20 protein-coding genes are annotated in these 18,714 nt (G+C 69.2%); 16 read left to right on the forward strand and 4 right to left on the reverse strand.

Features of this window, described 5'->3' with window-relative positions; genetic code table 11:
* Positions 1–28: 28 nt before the first annotated feature.
* On the forward strand, positions 29–1,357 hold the full coding sequence (gene pabB / locus AC07NN_RS03605; protein ID WP_494637759.1) for an aminodeoxychorismate synthase, component I: 1,329 nt from the start codon (positions 29–31) through the stop codon (positions 1,355–1,357).
* A complete protein-coding gene (locus tag AC07NN_RS03610) occupies positions 1,354–2,106 on the forward strand; it encodes an aminotransferase class IV (protein ID WP_494637760.1) in 753 nt (250 codons plus the stop codon). The genes pabB and AC07NN_RS03610 overlap by 4 nt, the downstream gene beginning before the upstream one ends.
* Before the next feature lies 1 nt (position 2,107).
* Here AC07NN_RS03610 and AC07NN_RS03615 read toward each other — a convergent pair whose 3' ends face one another.
* From AC07NN_RS03615 to AC07NN_RS03625, 3 genes are all read right to left on the reverse strand, one after another.
* Entirely contained in the window at positions 2,108–2,668 is a 561-nt protein-coding gene (locus tag AC07NN_RS03615; protein WP_494637761.1) for a TadE/TadG family type IV pilus assembly protein, read from the reverse strand.
* Positions 2,665–3,213, reverse strand: a complete 549-nt coding sequence (locus AC07NN_RS03620) for a TadE/TadG family type IV pilus assembly protein (RefSeq protein WP_494637762.1) — start codon at positions 3,211–3,213, stop codon at positions 2,665–2,667. Before AC07NN_RS03620 ends, AC07NN_RS03615 begins: the two co-directional genes overlap by 4 nt.
* A gap of 131 nt (positions 3,214–3,344) precedes the next feature.
* Positions 3,345–3,794 carry a pilus assembly protein N-terminal domain-containing protein gene (locus AC07NN_RS03625; RefSeq protein ID WP_494637763.1) on the reverse strand — a complete coding sequence of 150 codons (450 nt, stop codon included), beginning with the start codon at positions 3,792–3,794 and terminating at the stop codon, positions 3,345–3,347.
* Positions 3,795–4,112: 318 nt separating this feature from the next.
* On the opposite strand from AC07NN_RS03625, the gene AC07NN_RS03630 reads away from it, so the two are divergent.
* From AC07NN_RS03630 to AC07NN_RS03680, 11 genes are all read left to right on the forward strand, one after another.
* A complete protein-coding gene (locus AC07NN_RS03630; RefSeq protein WP_494637764.1) occupies positions 4,113–4,292 on the forward strand; it encodes a Flp family type IVb pilin in 180 nt (59 codons plus the stop codon).
* A gap of 231 nt (positions 4,293–4,523) precedes the next feature.
* The gene (locus AC07NN_RS03635) at positions 4,524–4,703 is read left to right on the forward strand and encodes a Flp family type IVb pilin (protein WP_494637765.1); all 180 of its coding nucleotides are present in this window, start codon (positions 4,524–4,526) and stop codon (positions 4,701–4,703) included.
* 153 nt (positions 4,704–4,856) lie between these two features.
* Entirely contained in the window at positions 4,857–5,369 is a 513-nt protein-coding gene (locus AC07NN_RS03640; protein ID WP_494637766.1) for an A24 family peptidase, read from the forward strand.
* A 280-nt stretch (positions 5,370–5,649) separates the two neighbouring features.
* Complete coding sequence (gene cpaB / locus AC07NN_RS03645) at positions 5,650–6,552, forward strand: Flp pilus assembly protein CpaB (RefSeq protein WP_494637767.1); 903 nt, start codon at positions 5,650–5,652, stop codon at positions 6,550–6,552.
* Positions 6,549–8,513 (forward strand): type II and III secretion system protein family protein, encoded by a 1,965-nt coding sequence (locus AC07NN_RS03650; RefSeq protein WP_494637768.1) that lies wholly within the window; start codon positions 6,549–6,551, stop codon positions 8,511–8,513. The genes cpaB and AC07NN_RS03650 overlap by 4 nt, the downstream gene beginning before the upstream one ends.
* A 9-nt stretch (positions 8,514–8,522) precedes the next feature.
* Positions 8,523–9,218: a CpaD family pilus assembly lipoprotein gene (locus tag AC07NN_RS03655; protein ID WP_494637769.1), complete on the forward strand. Its 696-nt coding sequence runs from the start codon at positions 8,523–8,525 to the stop codon at positions 9,216–9,218.
* On the forward strand, positions 9,218–10,813 hold the full coding sequence (locus AC07NN_RS03660) for a CpaE/TadZ family protein (protein WP_494637770.1): 1,596 nt from the start codon (positions 9,218–9,220) through the stop codon (positions 10,811–10,813). Before AC07NN_RS03655 ends, AC07NN_RS03660 begins: the two co-directional genes overlap by 1 nt.
* Positions 10,814–12,343 (forward strand): TadA family conjugal transfer-associated ATPase, encoded by a 1,530-nt coding sequence (locus AC07NN_RS03665; protein WP_494637771.1) that lies wholly within the window; start codon positions 10,814–10,816, stop codon positions 12,341–12,343.
* Between the two features lie 3 nt (positions 12,344–12,346).
* On the forward strand, positions 12,347–13,324 hold the full coding sequence (locus tag AC07NN_RS03670; RefSeq protein ID WP_494637772.1) for a type II secretion system F family protein: 978 nt from the start codon (positions 12,347–12,349) through the stop codon (positions 13,322–13,324).
* A 12-nt stretch (positions 13,325–13,336) separates the two neighbouring features.
* Complete coding sequence (locus tag AC07NN_RS03675; RefSeq protein ID WP_494637773.1) at positions 13,337–14,329, forward strand: type II secretion system F family protein; 993 nt, start codon at positions 13,337–13,339, stop codon at positions 14,327–14,329.
* 70 nt (positions 14,330–14,399) lie between these two features.
* Positions 14,400–14,588: a hypothetical protein gene (locus AC07NN_RS03680; protein ID WP_494637774.1), complete on the forward strand. Its 189-nt coding sequence runs from the start codon at positions 14,400–14,402 to the stop codon at positions 14,586–14,588.
* A gap of 148 nt (positions 14,589–14,736) precedes the next feature.
* Here AC07NN_RS03680 and AC07NN_RS03685 read toward each other — a convergent pair whose 3' ends face one another.
* Complete coding sequence (locus AC07NN_RS03685; RefSeq protein ID WP_494637775.1) at positions 14,737–15,552, reverse strand: tetratricopeptide repeat protein; 816 nt, start codon at positions 15,550–15,552, stop codon at positions 14,737–14,739.
* An 85-nt stretch (positions 15,553–15,637) separates the two neighbouring features.
* Between AC07NN_RS03685 and AC07NN_RS03690 the strand changes: the two genes are divergently transcribed.
* The 3 genes from AC07NN_RS03690 to AC07NN_RS03700 are packed head-to-tail and all read left to right on the forward strand — an operon-like array spanning position 15,638 to position 18,656.
* Positions 15,638–17,044, forward strand: coding sequence for a leucyl aminopeptidase family protein (locus AC07NN_RS03690; RefSeq protein ID WP_494637776.1), 1,407 nt, complete (start codon positions 15,638–15,640; stop codon positions 17,042–17,044).
* Entirely contained in the window at positions 17,041–17,877 is an 837-nt protein-coding gene (locus AC07NN_RS03695; RefSeq protein WP_494637777.1) for a C40 family peptidase, read from the forward strand. Before AC07NN_RS03690 ends, AC07NN_RS03695 begins: the two co-directional genes overlap by 4 nt.
* Complete coding sequence (locus tag AC07NN_RS03700; protein ID WP_494637778.1) at positions 17,874–18,656, forward strand: alpha/beta hydrolase; 783 nt, start codon at positions 17,874–17,876, stop codon at positions 18,654–18,656. The genes AC07NN_RS03695 and AC07NN_RS03700 overlap by 4 nt, the downstream gene beginning before the upstream one ends.
* Positions 18,657–18,714: the final 58 nt, after the last annotated feature.

An 18,714-nucleotide genomic window follows, 5' to 3' on the forward strand; every position in this document is an offset into this window, starting at 1 on the left:
CGCCCCCGATTTTGATACTGCCCTCCCCATGCGCCGCGTCGCCCTCCTCACCGCCCCCTGGCGCGAGCCGGTCTGGGCGCTGGCTCCCTTCCGGGACGAGGCCTATGCCTGTGCGCTGGTCACGGGCGGGGCTGGGCGGTGGTCGTACCTGCTGCTGGCGCCGGACCAGACGCTCAGCCTGTCCGCCGCCAACCGCGCCGATCCGTTCGACGCGCTCGAAGCCCTGGTCGGCCCGCGCCTCTCGACCGATCCCGAAGGCCCGCCGTTCCAGGGCGGTGTTGTCGGCCTCGGCGCCTACGAACTGGGTGACCGGGTCGAGGCGCTGGACCTTGGTCGCACCGACTGGCCGGACCTGATCTGCGCCCGCTACCCGGCACTGCTGGCCTTCGACCATCACGCGCGCCAAGTCGTCGCCGTCGGGCGTGGTGAGACCGAAGCTGAAGCAACGGCCCGCGCCCGCAACGCCCTGGCCTGGCTCGACGCCCCGGCTGCAGACCGGCCCGAACCTGCCGGCCCCCTGTGCGCCGACCTGACCGCCACCGACGGCGCAGCCTATGAGGCCGCCGTGGCGGAGGTGGTCGAGCGCATCGTCGGCGGCGAGATCTTCCAGGCCAATATCGCCCGCGCCTGGACCGGTCGCCTGGCCGCCGGCGCCGACCCGTTCGACCTGTTCGTCCGCCTGCGCGGCCAGAGCCCCGCGCCGTTCTCGGCCTATTGGCGGCTGCCCGGCAGGGCGCTGGTCTCCAACTCGCCCGAGCGGTTCCTGAAGTTGGACGCGGCGGGCGCCATCGAGACCAAGCCGATCAAGGGCACGCGGCCCCGCGGTCGCGACGCCGTCGAGGACCGGGCCTTGGCCGCCGAGCTGCTGGCCAGCGACAAGGATCGGGCCGAGAACCTGATGATCGTCGACCTGATGCGCAACGACCTGGCGCGGGTGTCGCCGCCGGGCAGCGTCAAGGCGCCGGAGCTCTTCAAGGTCGAGAGCTTCGCCAATGTCCATCATCTGGTCTCGACCGTGACGGCGCGGCTGGCCGAGGACCGCACGGTCGCCGACCTGCTGCGGGCCAGCTTCCCGCCGGGCTCGATCACCGGCGCGCCCAAGGTCCAGGCGATGAAGGTCATTGCTGGGCTGGAACCGCCGCGCGGGCCCTATTGCGGTTCGTTGTTCTGGGCCGGCTTCGATGGCGCGCTCGACTCCAGCGTGCTGATCCGCACCGTCGGGCTTGTCGAGGACGCTTTGGGCTGGCGCTTGGAAGCGCGGGCGGGTGCGGGCATCGTCGCCGACAGCGACCCGCACGGCGAGCGACTGGAGACCGAGGCCAAGATCGCGGCGCTGAAGAGGGCCCTGACCGAATGATCCCGCTAGATGCCATTCCCCTCGATGACAGGGGCCTGCTGCTGGGCGATGGCCTGTTCGAGACCATGCTCGCGCTCGACGGCGCCGTCCCGCACCTGTCTGCACACCTGGACCGCATGACGGCTGGCTGCGAAGTCCTGAACCTGCCGTTCGACCGCGACGAGGCCGCGCGGGTCGTTCGCGACGCCGCGCCCGCCGAGGGCCGGTTCGCTGTCCGCCTGACCCTGACCGCCGGTTCGGGCGGACGAGGGCTGGACCGGCCGTCCGCCGCGTCGGTCCGCCTGCTGGCCACCGCCGCGCCCTCGGCGCCGGTGACGACGCCCGCGACCCTGACCGTGGCGACCACCCGCCGCAACGAAGGCTCGCCGGCCTCGCGGCTGAAGACCCTGTCCTATCTCGACAACGTCCTGGCCCGCGCCGAAGCCCACGCGGCCGGCGCCGACGAGGCGGTGATGGTGAACAATCGCGGCGAGGTCGCCTGCGCCGGCGCGGCTAACCTGTTCTGGATCGCGGACGGGCGCCTGTTCACGCCGAAGCTCGACTGCGGCGTCCTGGCGGGGATCACCCGCGCGCGGGTGATGGCGCTGGAGCCGGCCGACGAGGTCGCCGTGGACGCCGAGGCGCTATCGCGCGCGGACGCGATCTTCCTGACCAACAGCCTGATCGGCGTGCGGGCGGTGTCGCGGCTGGGGGATCGGGCATTCGAACCGCATCCGCTCGTGGAGCGGCTGCGCGGCGTGCTGACCTAGCTCAGCTCGCCGAAGACCACAGCACCGCGTCGCCCTTGCGGGGGCGCAGGTAGTAAGTGCGGGCGAAGGTCATGCTGGTGGGCATGACCAGCTTGATCGGCGAGGTGTAGGTGTAGCTGGCCCGGGCCATGACCACGCTCTTGTCGGCGGGTAGCAGGCCGACCGGGATGTCGGTGACGGTCGAGCCGGCCGCCGGGCAGTTGGTCATGCCGGTGACCGAGGGCTTGGACCAGGCGACCTTGTCCTTGCCGGTCGAGTCCGAGGTGATGCTGGCGATGCACATCTTCAGGCCCGAGATCGGGAAGGGCGACATGGTGATCTCGCCGATCTTGAAGATGTCCTGCGTCTTCAGCGGACCGGTCTGGGTGCCCTGGGCCACCAGGTCGCCCATCTGCGAGGCGATGTTCGACAGGCGACGCTGGGCCATCATCGCCTGGGTCAGCTCGGCCATGCCGCAGTACATGACGATCAGCACCGGCGCGATCAGGGCGAACTCGACGGCGGAGACGCCGCGCCGGTCGCGCCAGAAGCCCTTCAGGCTGTTCAGCTTGCGACCGCTCATTCGTAAGGCTCGTTGGTGAAGGCGGTGGCGGCGTAGATGATCCGCTTGTTGCCGGAATTCTGCAGGCCGGTGTTCAGCAGCGGCGTGATCAGCGGCCAGGTGTAGTAGGCGCGGATCAGCACGATGGAGCCGGCCGCGCCGGGGTTCCAGTTCATGGTCGTCGGCACGGTGCCGGCCGAGGCCGAAGTATTGCCGGCGGTGTAGTCGCTGAAGGTGCGCACGTCGATCTGCAGGTTGGTCGAGCACTTGCTGCCCAGCCAGCTCATCTTGTTGCAGACCGAGGTCTTGAAGGTGCTGGCCGTGCCGCCGGCGGTCTGAACCTGGCCGGTGCGGATCTGGCGGCCCACGTCCAGGACGGCGTTCTCCAGGGTCAGCGAGACCAGGAACACCAGGCCCAGTTCGATGATGGCGAAGACCAGCATCAGGAAGGGGATGGCCACGAAGGCGAATTCGACCGCCGTGGCGCCGTCTTCGGCGCGCGCGAAGCCGCCGGCCGTGCGGGCCAGCCGGCGTCGGGCGCGATCGAGGAGGCGGCTGATGGCCATGCGGTGGGCGATCCCTGGCGTGGGAGGTTCGTCCCTCAGGCTAGGCCAATGATCCTAATCAGTGGTTTAGAGCGCGCGAACGCCCCCACGCGTACGTGAGGGCGCGAAGTTGGCTGCTTCGAAGACCGTCTCTAGGGGACGGTCTGGGCGGGCGCGGCCGAAGCGGCGCCGGCCGCCGCGCCGAGGCGCGTGCACTGGGCGGCGCAGGCATAGTTGTTGGCGTTGACGCCGCGATAGACCGTGACGCCGCCGCCGCCGTTCTCGGACACCACCACCTGGCGGTCGGCCAGGGCGCGGCCACCGGCGCTGAAGGCCAGGAGGCTGGTCACGCCCGGACGCTTGCCCAGGACGACGAGGGTGCGGTCGTTGACGACGCTGACGTCGGCGATGCTGGGGTCGCCCACCACGATGTCGCGAACGGGGGCCGAGAGGCTCACATAGGAGGCCTGGCCCGCGGCGACCGGCAGGTCGGGCGAGGCGGTCGCGGTCGTCGACGTGACCCGCACGGGGAGGGTCTGAGCGCTCGCGGCAACCCCCGAGAGGGTCAGGGCGGCGGCGATGACGAGCGAAAGGCGGCGCATGAGTGTTTCCGATCCCGGATACGAACGTCCTCCAGCATCACTTTCTTTGGTCAATAAAAGACTAAAGCGCGGCTGTGTGCGGCAAGGCGCCGCTTGAGAAAGTCCTTGAATCAAAAGGGGTTGAGCGCGTTTCGGAAGTGCATGGTTAAGAACAAATAACGGTAAATACAAATAAACCAAAAGAAAATCCGCGAAAACTATTCGCTGTTTACTGGCCATTAAGTGCGCCGGGCGAAATTGATCGTGTTTTCGGGGGTGAGCAAGTCGAACGGCTTGAGAGCCTCAAATCAACTAGCTCTGGTTTTTGGAGACCAAGTCATGACCAAGTTCGTCACTCGCTTCCTGAAGGATGAATCGGGCGCCACGGCCATCGAATACGGCCTGATCGTCGCCCTGATCGCCGTGATCATCGTGACGGCCGTCACGACCCTCGGCACCAACCTGCGCACCGCCTTCACGAAGGCCGGTACGGCGGTGTCGACGGCGGCTGGCACCTAAGCCAACCTCCGACACGCTCGAAAAGAAGAGGGTCGAGGCTTCCGCCTCGGCCCTTTTTCTTTACTTCGATACTCAAAAGACCCCGTGCGTTCGCGTCGGGGTCTTTGTCGTTTGTCGGATTGCCGACCAAATCTTTAGGTTGCCCCCGGATTAACCAACAAGCCTTACGCGGATTTCACTCTCCGAGACGTATTGTCGCAATGTGAGTTCAACTTCTCGGAGACTGCGTTCATGACGCGCCTGCTCAAAGCCTTCGCCCAAGACGAATCCGGCGCCACCGCCATCGAATACGGCCTGATCGTCGCCCTGATCGCCGTCATCATCGTCGGTGCGGTCACGACCCTCGGCACCAACCTGACGACCGCCTTCACGAAGGCCGGCACGTCGGTGTCGACCGCCGCCGGCACCTAACAAGTTCGAGACACCTCGAAAACGGGGAGGCCGCGACGCGTAAGGGCGTCGCGGCCTTTTCGCTTTTTCGGGACCTGGTTTCTCGTCGGGAAACCATTGCTTCATGGGTGCGCCCCAGAATGGCGCGATCTCAATTCGAGGCGCGACCGCCCCATGCAGGCCCTTCAGATCCCGCTGCTGCTGGTGTTTCCGGCCCTGGCCATTGTCGGGGCGCTGAAGGACCTGACCAGCTACACGATCCCCAACTGGATCTCGCTGGCCCTGATCGCCGCCTTCGTCCCGGCCGCCCTGGTCAGCGGCGCGCCCCTCGCGCAGATCGGCCTGTGCCTGGCCGTGGGCCTCGGCGCCCTGGTGCTGGGCATGGGCATGTTCGCCGCCGGCTGGATCGGCGGCGGCGACGGCAAGCTGTTCGCGGTCTGCGTCCTGTGGCTGGGCTGGCCCGCGTGCCTGCCGTTCATGCTCTATACGGGCCTGGCCGGCGGAGCCCTGACCTTCGCGATCCTGGGCTTACGCTCCGGCTGGCTGGCCCCGGCCGTGGCCGGCGGCCCGAGCTGGCTGCGCAATCTGGGCAAGGCCGGCGGCGACCTGCCCTACGGCGTCGCCATCGCCATCGGCGCCCTGGCCGCGTTCCCGGAGGGCGCGCTGGCCCACGGAATCCTGGGTTGAACCTCTCCTCCCCTTTTGGGGGAGGTCGCCCAGAGGGCCGGAGGGGGCAGCTCGGCCTATGCCGCATTAGCCCCCTCAGTCGCTCCGCGACAGCTCCCCCGAAAGGGGAGCAGAGCGCGACAGCCTGTCGCGCGCATCTCCCCTCCGAAGTTAAAAACTTTTAGCGCGCGTTAACCATGCACAGGCGAGCATGGGACGTGGCCAGAAAGGCTGACTGACGAATCGCGTGCTCTCGCCGGACGGCGGCCATGCGGCTCACCCAAGAGTTTCAGCCCGCGCCATGAGTCCCGTTCGTCTCCTGATCGTCCTGGTCGCCGCCATCTCGGCCATCGGCCTCGCCGTGGTCCTGCAGAAGGCGCTCGGCGGCAAGTCGGCCGCGCCGGCCGCCCAAGCCGCGACCAAGACCGCGCCCGAAAAACCCATGACCCAGGTCCTGGTCGCCAAGCGCGACCTGCCGATCGGCACGCGCCTGATCGCGACCGACGTCACCTGGGTGGCCTGGCCCTCGGACGCCGTGAATGGCGCCTTCATCACCAACGGCGCCGCGCCGGCCAAGCCCGAGGGCAAGGTCGAGGCCGCCAAGGCCGCCGTCTCCGGCGCCGCCGACCAGATGATCGGCGGGGTCGATCCCGCCAAGGCCATCGAGGGCGCGATCGTTCGCGACCCGATCCTGACCGGCGAACCCATCACCCCCCGCAAGATCGTCCGTGGCGGCGAGGGCGGCTACCTGTCCGTCGTCCTGACGCCGGGCAAGCGCGCCATGTCCGTGCCCGTCACCTCCGACACCGCCGTGGGCGGCTTCATCCTGCCGGGCGACCGCGTCGATGTGCTGGTGACCCGCGAAGCCCAGATCAATGGCTCCAGCGAAGGCGGCTCGATGAGCGGCAAGCTGATCGCCGCCGAGACCGTCCTGCAGAACATCCGCGTCCTGGCCCTCGACCAGGCGACCGCCGCCGAGAAGGACGCCAAGTCCATCGTCGCCGCGACCGCCACCCTCGAGGTCGGTCCGGTCGAGGCCGAGGCCCTGGCCCGCGCCAAGGCCGGCGGCTCCGTGACCCTGGCCCTGCGCGCCTATACCGACCTGGGCGGTCCGTCGGGCATGACCCGGCCGGCCGTCCCCGAAGACACCTCCGTTCGCATCAACCGCGGCGGCACGACCACCAGCGTGGCGGTGCGCCAATGAGCCGTCCGGTGAAAGCCCCTGTGAAAACCCGCATGTCTCCTCAACGCCGCCTCCTGACGGCCCACGTGGCCGCCCTGCTGGGCCTGTCCTCGGCCGCGCCGGCCTTCGCCGACGGTCCCATGGGCGGTTCGCACGTCTATCGCCAGCCGGCCCGCGTCTCGCGACCGGCCCCGCTGGCGCCGATGCCGGTCGCGCCGCCGATCGGCGACCAGGTGACCCGCATCACCCTGACCGCCGACCAGGCCGCCTCCAGCATCGAGCTGGCGCGCGGCAAGTCGGCGATCATCGAGCTGCCCGCCGACGTCCGCGACCTGCTGGTCACCAACCCGGTCGTCGCCGACGCCGTCTTGCGCGACAAGCGCCGCATCTATGTCGTCGGCCTGGCCGAGGGCGTGACCGACGCGGCCTTCTTTGACGCCACGGGCCGCCGGATCATCTCGCTGACCATCCGCGTCACCCAGCCGGTCGACCAGCTGGCCGTGACCCTCAACCGCGTCCTGCCCGACGCCCGCATCCAGGTGCAGCCGATCCGCGACAGCGTCGTGCTGACCGGCATGGTCCGCACCGCCGCCGAATCCGAGTCGGCCGCGCGCATCGCCGCGCAGTTCGTCGGCAGCCCGGACAAGGTGCTCAACATGATGAGCATCGCCGGCAAGGACCAGGTGATGCTGCAGGTCCGCATCGTCGAGGTGCAGCGCAACGTCATCAAGCAGCTGGGCGTCAACATGAACGCCGTGCTGGGCCAGCTGGGCAGCGACCAGTTCCAGCTGGGCTTCACGCCGACCTATGGCGTGAACGGCAGCCTGCTGGGCGGCATCACCGGCGGCTACAATCTCAACACCACCTCGCAGCCGACCGGCGTCATCCCCAGCATCTTCGGGGCGATCCCGGGCGCGAACTCCAGCGTCTCGCTGCTCAACTACCTGCAGCGATTCCTGGCCAGCGACGGCAGCCTGACCGCGGCGCAGAACAGCTATCTGGGCTCGTACGCCAACTCGATCGCCGGCAAGACCACGGCGGTCATCCCGACGGGCGCCACCAGCATCACCTACACGATGGCCGATGTCGGCATCTCGTCGGCGACCCTGCCGCAGGCGGTGCAGGCCTATCTGAACGGCGGCGGCTCCTCGAGCGGCAACTCGCCCCAGAACCTGTGGATGCAGAACTTCCTGAACAACCTGAACACGGTCACGCCGGGGACGGGCATCTATCAGGACAAGGGCAATCCGCTGGCCTCGGTCACCAATGGCCTGGCGGGCAGTGACAACGTCAATTCCGCCAAGGGCATGCTGCAGGCCTTCGAGCGCGTCGGCCTGATGCGCACCCTGGCCGAGCCGAACCTGGCGGCCGTTTCCGGTGAGAAGGGCAACTTCCTCGTCGGCGGGGAATTCCCGGTCCCGACCGGTCAGGACGCCAGCGGCAAGGTCTCGGTCGAGTACAAGCCCTACGGCGTGGGCCTGGGCTACACGCCCGTGGTGATGTCGAGCGGCCGGATCTCGCTGAAGATCTCGACCGAAATCTCCGAGCTTTCCAGCCTGGGCGCGTTCTCGATGAACAGCGGCACGTCGTCGAGCCTGGTGGTGCCGGGCCTGTCGGTCCGCCGCGCCGAGACGACGGTCGAGCTGCCGTCGGGCGGCTCGTTCATGATCGCGGGCCTGCTGCAGCAGACGACCAAGCAGACGATCGACGCCATCCCGGGCATGACCTCGATGCCGATCCTGGGCGCGCTGTTCCGCTCGCGCGACTTCCAGAACGGCCAGACCGAACTGGTGATCATCGTCACCCCGTACATCATCGACCCCACCCGCCCGCAGAACCTGCAGACGCCGGCCGACGGCCTGCAGATCGCCAGCGACATGAGCACGGTGCTGATGGGCAGGCTCAACAAGGTGGTCAAGGCGCCGGCCGGCGCGAACGCGGGGCGCGCGTACCAGGGCCCCGTTGGCTATGTGATCGAGTAGGACGCAGCCATGACGCTTAACCCCTCCGTCAAGACCGTCCTCAAGGCTGGCGCCTTCGCCGCCGCCCTGGCGGGACTCGCCGCCTGCGCCTCGGCGCCGAAGCCCGACGAGGGTCCTTCGCGCACCGCCGCCACCGAGACCCAGCAGTGGACAGACCGCATCAAGGTCACCTCCGCGCCGGACGAGATCGTGCTGGCCCCGCACGCCACGGGCCTGTCGTCCAACCAGTCGGCCGCCCTGGAAGGGCTGGCCCGCCGCTGGATGGAAGCCGAGGCCCGCGAGCTGGTCGTCACCACGCCCAACAGCGCCGGGGCCATGGCCTCGCAGATCCGCGATCGCCTGATCATGCTGGGCGCGCCCGGCTCCAAGGTGCGCGTGGTCGGCTTCACCCCGGTCGGTCCCGAGGACGACACGATCCGCGTCGGCTTCCTCCGCTACCAGGCCGAGCCGCTGAAGTGCGGCCAGCGCTGGGAGAACCTGGCCGCGACCCGCAACAACACCGCCTATGACAACTTCGGTTGCGCCATGGCCGCCAACATCGCCGCCCAGGTCGCCAATCCCGAGGACCTGGTCCGGCCACGCGACATGGATCCGGCTGACACCGGCCGTCGCGACAACGTCCTTGGCAAGTACCGCAAGGGCGAACTGACCAGCTCGGCCAAGGACTCCGGGTCCAGCGGCACGATCTCGAAGGCGATCCCGTAATGCGGCCGACCGACAACGATCCCTTCGACCTGGGCTTCGACGCCGCCGACGAGTTCACGACCGGCGCGTCCGATCCCTGGCGCTCGTCCGCCCCCTCGCTGAACCCCGCCGCGGGCGGCTTTGAGGACCCGTTCGCCGAGTTCCCGCCGGCCCGCCCGCGCGACGACGCCCCGCCGCCGCGCGCCCAGAACGCCGCGCCGCCGGTCACGCGTCCGGCCCAACAGCCGCGCGCGCCGCAGCCGCAACAGCAGCCGCAACGCGCCTATGAACCGGCCGTGGCCGCCGCGTCGGACTACGACGACCGCGACCTCGACATCGCGCCTTCGGCCCAGGTCCAGGGTCAGGCCTCGGCTCCGGCCGCCCCGGCCTATAACGAGCCTCTGTCGGACGGCGGCATGGGCGACGCGGCGATCCCGCGCATCAGCATCCACGCCTTCTGCGCCCGTCCCGACACGGCCAAGCTGATCCAGCACGCCGCCGCCGATCGTCGCATGGCCCGCGCCTCGACCATCGTCCGCGACGGTGGCCTGGAGGCGGCCGTCGACTACTACCAGAACCAGCCGACGCCCTCGCTGGTCATGGTCGAGACGACCGACACGGCCCAGCGCCTGCTGCACCTGCTCGACAGCCTGGCCCAGGTCTGCGACCCGGGCACCAAGGTCGTCGTCCTCGGCCAGACCAACGACATCGCCCTCTATCGCGAGCTGATCCGTCGCGGGGTCAGCGAGTACCTGACCCAGCCGCTGGGTCCGTTGCAGGTGATCCGCGCCATCGGCGGCCTGTACGCCGATCCGTCCGCGCCGTTCGTCGGCCGCCAGATCGCCTTCGTCGGCGCCAAGGGCGGGGTGGGGGCCTCGACCCTGGCTCACAACTTCGCCTGGGCGATGGCCGAGAAGATGCAGACCGCCACCGTGCTGGTCGACATGGACCTCGCCTTCGGCACCGCCGGCCTCGACTTCAACCAAGACCCGCTGCAAGGCGTCATGGACGCCCTGACCCAGCCCGACCGCCTGGACCCGGTGCTGATGGACCGCATGATGGTCCGCTGCGGCGATCGCCTGTCCCTGCTGGCCGCTCCGGCCTCGCTGGATGACGACTACGAGATCGGCGCCGAGGCGTACGAGGAAGTCACCCAGAAGATCCGCGGCGCCGCGCCCTTCGTGGTGCTGGACGTCCCGCACGTCTGGAACGCCGCCACCCGCAGCGTTCTGGTCGGCTCCGACGACCTGGTCGTGGTGGCCACGCCGGACCTCGCCAGCCTGCGCAACGCCAAGAACATCATCGACCTGGTCCGGGGCTCGCGTCCCAACGACGTGCCGCCGCGCCTCGTGTTGAACCAGGTCGGCGTGCCCGGTCGTCCCGAGATCCCCGTGAAGGATTTCGGCGAAGCCCTGGGCGTCCAGCCCTCGCTGGTGCTGCCGTTCGATCCCAAGCCCTACGGCCAGGCGGCCAACAACGGCCAGATGCTGGCCGACGTGGCGCCCAAGTCGAAGGCCGCCGAAGGGCTCGAGCACCTGGCGCGCCTGATCAGCCGGCGCGAGCCGCCGCCGGTCACGAAGACCTCCGTCCTCTCGGGCCTGTTCAAGAAGAAGTAGATGTTCGGCAAGCGCGATCAGTCAGCCCCCGCCGAACAGAAGGCGCCGCCCCCCGCACCGACGGGCGGCGCCGCCATCGCCACGCGTCCGCAACGGGTCGAGCCGGCCGCAGCCGCGCCTGAGCCCAAGGCGCCGCCGCCCAAGGTCAACAGCCCCTCCAAGGGCGGCCCAGGGCCGAAGGCCACGCCGGGCCTGGACCAGCTGCGCGCCGCGCAAGGGGTGGCCGCGGCCCAGACGACCAACATCGTCCGTGAGCAGAGCGACTACTACCACGCCACCAAGACCACGATCTTCAACGCCCTGCTGAACACCATCGACCTGAGCCAGCTGGCCCAGCTCGACCAGAAGCAGGCGGCCGAGGAAATCCGCGACATCGTCGCCGAACTGGTGGCGATCAAGAACGTCTCGATGTCGGTGTCCGAGCAGGAGCACCTGGTCCAGGACATTATCAACGACGTCCTCGGCTACGGTCCGCTGGAGCCCCTGCTGGCCCGCGACGACATCGCCGACATCATGGTCAACGGCGCCCACCGGGTGTTCATCGAAGTGGGCGGCAAGGTTCAGCTCACCAACGTGCGCTTCCGCGACAATCTTCAGCTGATGAACATCTGCCAGCGGATCGTCAGCCAGGTCGGCCGCCGCGTCGACGAAAGCAGCCCGATCTGCGACGCCCGTCTTCCCGACGGCTCGCGTGTCAACGTCATCGCTCCGCCCTTGGCTCTGGATGGTCCGACCCTGACCATCCGGAAGTTCAAGAAGGACAAGCTGACCATGAAGAACCTGGTGGAGTTCGCCTCCATCAGCCCGGAAGGGGCGCGGGTCCTGGGCGTCATCGGCGCCTGCCGCTGCAACATCGTCATCTCCGGCGGTACGGGCTCGGGCAAGACCACCTTGCTCAACACCATGACCGCCTTCATCGACCCCACCGAACGGGTCGTGACCTGCGAAGACGCCGCCGAACTGCAGCTGCAGCAGCCGCACGTGGTGCGCCTGGAAACCCGTCCGCCGAACCTGGAAGGCTCCGGCGCGGTGACCATGCGCGACCTGGTCAAGAACTGTCTGCGGATGCGTCCCGAACGCATCATCGTCGGCGAAGTCCGTGGCCCGGAGGCGTTCGACCTCCTCCAGGCCATGAACACCGGCCACGACGGCTCGATGGGCACGCTGCACGCCAACAGCCCGCGCGAAGCCATCAGCCGTATCGAGTCGATGATCACCATGGGCGGCTACGGCCTGCCCTCGAAGACCATCAAGGAAATGATCGTCGGCTCGGTCGACGTCATCGTCCAGGCCGCCCGTCTTCGCGACGGTTCGCGCCGCATCACCCACATCACCGAAGTCGTGGGCCTGGAAGGCGACGTCATCGTCACCCAGGACCTCTTCGTCTACGAGATCACCGGCGAGGACGAGCACGGCAAGGTCGTGGGCAAGCACCGCTCGACCGGCATCGCCCGCCCGCGCTTCTGGGATCGCGCCCGCTACTACGGCCTGGAGCGCGAGCTGGCCGAAGCCCTCGACGCGGCGGAGTAGGCCATGCTGTTCATCCTGGCCGGGATCCTGGGCTTCATCACCATCGCGGGCCTCGGTTTCGCCTTCGCGGGCGGCGACGGCGCCTCGGCCAAGGCGGCCAAGCGCGCCCAGCTGATCGCGGGCGGCGGCGAACGCCTGGCCAGCGTCCGCGCCAAGGCGGCCGCCAACACGCCCGAGGCCCGACGCCAGTCGATCCTCAAGGCCCTGAAGGACCAGGAACGCAAGCAGAAGAAGGCCTCGCTGAGCATCGCCGCGCGCATGCAGGCCGCCGGCCTTGGGCCGAACGTCAGGATGTTCTGGATCATCAGCGGCGTGCTGGGCCTGTTCGTGGCCGTGATCATGCTGCTGCTGCAGCAGATGCCGCTGGTCGCCCTGGGGGCGGGTTTCGCCGCCGGCGCCGGTCTGCCGCGTTGGGTGCTGGGCTTCCTGTCCAAGGGGCGGACCCACAAGTTCACCGAGGCCTTCTCCGACGCCGTCGACATCATCGTGCGCGGCATCAAGTCGGGCCTGCCGGTCCACGACTGTCTGAAGATCATCGGCAAGGAATGTCCCGAGCCGCTGGCCGGCGAATTCCGCGTCCTGACCGAGAATATCGCCATGGGCGTGCCGATGGATGCGGCCCTGGAGAAGATGTACGAGCGCATGCCGACCAACGAGCTGCGCTTCTTCTCGATCGTGCTGGCCATCCAGGCCAAGACCGGCGGTAACCTGGCCGAAGCCCTGGGCAACCTCTCCACCGTGCTGCGCGCGCGCAAGCTGATGAAGGAGAAGATCAAGGCGCTGTCGGCTGAAGCCGTCGCCTCGGCCTTCATCATCGGCTGCCTGCCGCCCGGCGTCGTCATCCTGATCAGCGTGACCTCACCCGACTACATGAAGCCGATGTTCACCGACCCGCGCGGCCACCTGATGCTGATGGCCGGCGCGTTCTGGATGACCATGGGCATCCTGGTGATGCGCAAGATGATCAACTTCAAGTTCTAGGGGGAGGGCCGCATGAGTATCGTCGAGACCCTGACCAACCCCTCGAACATCCTGACGGCGTTCATCGCCCTCGTGGTGTTCCTGACCATCATCACCCTGGCCTCGCCGGCCCTGCGCAACGGCAACCTGGAAGGCCGGCTGAAGTCGGTCGCCAACCGCCGCGAGGAGCTGCGCCGCCGTTCGCGCCAGAACATCGCCTCGCGCGGCGGGGGCATGGGCTCGGCCAGCTCGCTGCGCCACCAGGACGAAGGCCTCTACAAGAACGTCGTGGACCGGCTGCAGCTGTCGAAGCTGCTGGAGGATCCCAAGGTCGTCGACAAGCTGGCCCAGGCCGGCTTCCGCGGCCCGCGTCCGGTGACCACCTTCTACTTCTTCCGCTTCGTCATGCCGTTCGTGTTCGCCGCGGTGGTGGCGTTCTATCTCTATGTGATCAACGGCTTTGGCCTGCTGCCCATCCAGAAGATGTGCGCGTGCGTGGCGGCCCTGGCGATCGGCTACTACGCGCCGAACGTCTACATCACCAACGTCGCCCAGAAGCGCCGCGAGTCGATCGTGGCCGCCTTCCCGGACGCCCTGGACCTGCTGCTGATCTGCGTGGAAAGCGGCATGTCGATCGAGGCGGCCATCCAGAAGGTCGGCTCGGAAGTCGGCGCCTCGTCGATGGAGCTGGCCGAGGAGCTGTCGCTGCTCACCGCCGAGCTGTCGTACCTGCCCGACCGCCGCCAGGCCTATGAGAACCTGGCCCGCCGGACCAATCACCCCGGCATCAAGTCGGTGGCCACCGCCATGATCCAGGCCGAACGCTACGGCACGCCCCTGGGCACGGCCCTGCGCGTCATGGCCAAGGAAAACCGCGAACTGCGCCTCTCGGCCGCCGAGAAGAAGGCTGCGGCCCTGCCAGCTCAGCTGACCGTGCCGATGATCATGTTCTTCCTGCCGGTGCTGTTCCTGGTGATCATGGGTCCGGCGATCATGAAGATCCAGGACGTGTTCGGGAAGCACTAACGCCCCGGTAGAGACCTGGCGCCGGACTTGCGCGCGACGATCCCAGCGTTTTCGTTTTGGGACAGTGCGCGTGGACAAGTTCAAGGAGACCTCGGCCGCCTTCGCGGAGACCGAGCAAGGCGGCGCGGCCATGGAGACCGGGCTGCTTCTGGCGCTGGCGGCGGCCTTCGCCTTCACCCTCAGACACGTGGTGGCCAGTCCGCTGCTGGGCGTGTTCACCCGCGCCTCGAAGGTGATCAGCCAGGCGCTGGCGGGTTAGGGACGGTCTTCCCTCTCCCCTTGCGGGAGAGGGTGGCCCGCGAAGCGGGTCGGGTGAGGGGTTGTACAGGCGCGACCGGACAGGGCTTTCGACCCCTCATCCGGCCCTTCGGGCCACCTTCTCCCGCAAGGGGAGAAGGGAGGGTTCTCTACTGCCCGCCGCCCGACTTCAGCGCGTCCCAGCTCCTCGCCGAGCCCGCCTGGCCGACGGCCGCGCGGAGATAGGCCAGGTTGTTGGCCACCAGCTCGGGCGGGAGGTCGGCGCGGGCCAGCTTTTCGGCTTCCGGCAGGCGGCCTTGCAGGCCGACCACCAAGGCGAGGTTCTGGCGCACCTGGATATTGGCCGAGGGCAGGGCGATGGCGCGGCGCAGCTGGGCCTCGGCGCCGGGCAGGTCGCCCTTGGCGGCCAGGTGCATGGCGTAGTTGGTCAGCGGGGTGGCTTCGCTCGGCGCCAGGGCGATGGCCTGGCGATGGGCGGCCTCGGATTCCTCGTCGCGCTCGGCCTGCTCGTAGGCGACGCCCAGCAGGGTCAGCGGACGCCAGTCCTTGGCGTTGAGCGCGGCGGCGCGGCGGGCCGGGTCGATGGCGTAGAAGCCCTGGCCGCGCGCCACGTGGGCCCGGGCCAGCTCCATCAGCAGCGAGGCGTCGTCGGGATGGGCGACCAGGCCCTTGGTGGCGGCCATGGCGGCCTCGTCGTTGCGGCCCAGCTGGCGCAGCGCCTGGGACAGGCCCGCGCCGGCTTCGGCGTCGGCGGCGTCGACCTCGAACTCACCGCCCCAGAAGGCCGCGCGGGCCAGCGGGTCCAGGCGCCGAGCCTCGGCGCGTTGCTGCGGCGAGGCCTTCACCAGCGCCGGCGCAGCGGCTTCGGGCGCGGCCTTGGGCGTGTCGGCGGCGAAGGCCGACGACGCGAACAGCAGGGCGGCCGGGGCGAGAACGGTTGCGACGAGCGCGCGCTTGGGACACATGAAGACGAGTCTCCGAAAGGTTGCGCCCATTGTCCGGCCGCGGCTCTCAAGGAATCGTTAAGCATAATTTTAAAGGGTTCCGCCGATGACCGACGCGACGCATCCGATCCTGGCCGAGGCCGAGGGGCAGGCGATCCCGGTCCATCCGCTGGCGGAAGGCGAGGTCGAGGCCTTCCTGGCGCAAAAGCGAGCGGCCATAAGGGTTTACGCCGAGGCCAACAAGTTCGCGGGCAAGACCGGCCAGGTGCTGGCGGTTCCCGGAACCAACGGTGCGATCGAGCGCGTGTTGCTGGGGCAGGGCGCCGGCCGCGTTGATCTGTCGCTGTTTCGCACCCTGGCCGGCAAGCTTCCGGCCGGCGAGTACGCCTTGACCAAGCCGCCGCGAGGCCTTGATCCTGCTGAGGTCGCGCTGGCCTTCGCGCTCGGGACCTACCGTTTCGACCGCTACAAGAAGAAGGGCGAGCCGATCGCGCGCCTGGTCGCGCCCAAGGGCGTCGACGTCGCCGCCGTCACCGCCATGGCCCACGCCTGCGCCCTGTGCCGCGACATGGTCAACACCCCGGCCAACGACATGGGGCCGTTGCAGATCGAGACCATCGCCGGCGAGATCGCGGCCAAGTACGGCGCGACGATCTCGGTCGTGCGCGGCGATGACCTGCTGCTGCAGAACTACCCCGCCGTCCACGCCGTGGGCCGCGCCGCCGTCGAGGCCCGCGCACCCCGGATGATCGAGGTCAGCTGGGGCGATCCTTCGCACCCGCTGGTCGCCCTCGTGGGCAAGGGCGTGGTGTTCGACACCGGCGGCCTGGACATCAAGCCCTCGTCCGGCATGCGGCTGATGAAGAAGGACATGGGCGGCGCCGCCCACGCCCTGGCCCTGGGGCGGATGATCATGGAGGCCGCCCTGCCGGTGCGCCTCGTCATCCTGACCCCGGTGGTCGAGAACGCCATCGCCGGCGACGCCATGCGGCCGGGCGACGTGCTGCAGACCCGCGCGGGCCTGACCGTCGAGGTGGGCAATACCGACGCCGAGGGCCGCCTGATCCTGGCCGACGCCCTGACCCGCGCCGCCGAACTGAAGCCGGCCCTGACCCTGGACTTCGCCACCCTGACCGGCGCGGCGCGCGTGGCCCTGGGGCCGTTCGTGATCCCGTTCTGGACCTCGGACGAGAAGCTGGCCGCTCAGATCGAGGTGGCCGCCAAGGTCGTCGCCGATCCGCTGTGGCGCCTGCCCCTGACGGACGCCTATCGCGACGCCCTGGAAAGCGACATCGCCGACCTGAAGAACGATCCCGACGGCTGGGCCCAGGCCGGCGCCACCACGGCGGCCTTGTTCCTGCAGCGGTTTGCGCCCAGCGGTGAAGATGTGGGACCCTGGGCCCACTTCGACGTCTTCGCCTGGAACCCCAAGGGTCGTCCCGGATTCCCGGTGGGGGGCGAGGTGCAGGCGATCCGCGCCGCGTTCGCCATGATCAAGGGCCGTTTCGCATGACGCTTGATACCCGCGTGACCCTGGCCCGGCCCGACCTGGCCGACCAACGCCTGGAGGGGCTGGCCCCGTCTACCCGCTACGCGCCCAGCCAGGTGATGGTCTGCGCCGTGCCCGCCGCGGCCATCCGCGCCTCGGCGGCGTCCGATGCCGAGCAGTGGGACCAGCTGCTGTTCGGCGAGGTCTTCCGGGTGCTGGAGGAGAAGGACGGCTTCGCCTGGGGCCAGGCTCCGCGCGACGGCTATGTCGGTTTTGTCGAGCTGTCGGCCCTGGTCCCGCAGGGCCATCCGCCGACCCACGCGGTCAAGGCGATCCGCACCTACGCTTTCAGCAAGCCCGACATCAAGTCGCGGCCCGAAGGCCTCTACAGCCTCAACAGCCTGATCACCGTCGAGGCCCGCGAGGGCCGCTTCGCCAAGGGCGCCGGGACCGGCTGGTTCATCGAGGAACACCTGTCGTCCATCGGCCGGGGCGAGAAGGACTATGTCGCCGTCGCCGAGCGCTTCCTGGGCGCGCCCTACCAGTGGGGCGGCCGCGAGAGCCTGGGCCTGGATTGCTCGGGCCTGGTGCAGCAGGCGCTCTATGCCTGCGTCCGCGCCTGCCCGCGCGACACCGACATGCAGCGCGGCTTCTTCGGCGAGATCGCCGAGGCCGAGCGCCAGCGCGGCGACCTCGTGTTCTGGAAGGGTCATGTCGCCATCCTGCTGGACGCCGACACCATCCTGCACGCCAACGCCCACCACATGGCCACCGCCATCGAGCCCCTGGCTGAGGCGGTCGCCCGCATCGAGGCGGCGGGCGTCGGCGCGCCGCTCGGCTACCGGCGGGTGCGATGATCCAGCCCGAGATCATCCCGCTGGGCGCGGGCGCGGCCAACGTCCTGCACGGCGAATGGCCCGACCGCACGGTCGACACCATCTCGCGCGGCGAGCTCCATTCCTATCGCGTCGCCAAGCCGCTCGGCCGGGTGCTGGTCTGCGCCGGCGGCGGCTATGTGCGGCTGATGTACGACCGCGAGGGCGCGCAGATCGCCGCGTGGCTCAACAGCCTCGACTACGACGCCTATGTGCTGGTCCACCGGTTGCCGGGGCAGGGGGATGGCGCGGGCGGGGTCTGGCCCAAGGATATCGCCCTGACCGACGGCGTCGCGGCGGTGAAGTCCATCCCGCGCGACAAGCCGCTGTTCCTGCTGGGCCTGTCCTCCGGCGGGCACCTGGCCGGGGCGCTGGCCTGCCAGTCGGGCGTCGATCCGGCCGGCCTGCTGATCGCCTACGGCCCGATCAACGCCAACCACAGCCGCTACAAGGCCCCGGCCGGCAAGCCCGACTATCCGCCACCGGAGAAGCAGGCCTTCTACGACGACTGGCCGATCGGCCTGGCCAGCGAGCCCCACAGCGTGCCGCGCTGCCCGGCGTTCCTGGCCTATGCCCTGCACGACCAGGCCGTGCCGGTCGAGCATGCCCTGAACTACATCAAGACCGCGCGGGATCTGGGGCTGGACCTGGACGCCCACGTGTTCGGCAAGGCTCCGCACGGGTTTGCCCTGCGCGAGCTGGACGGGTCGCAGGGGGCCTGGCCGGATCTCGCGGCGCTGTGGATGGCGCGGCGGTCGTAGGGAAAAGGTGTAGCTAGCGGTTCCAGGCTGTTCTTATATTGTTCTCCCCTTTCGGGAG

Source organism: Caulobacter sp. GW821-FHT09H08 (genome assembly GCF_059415885.1).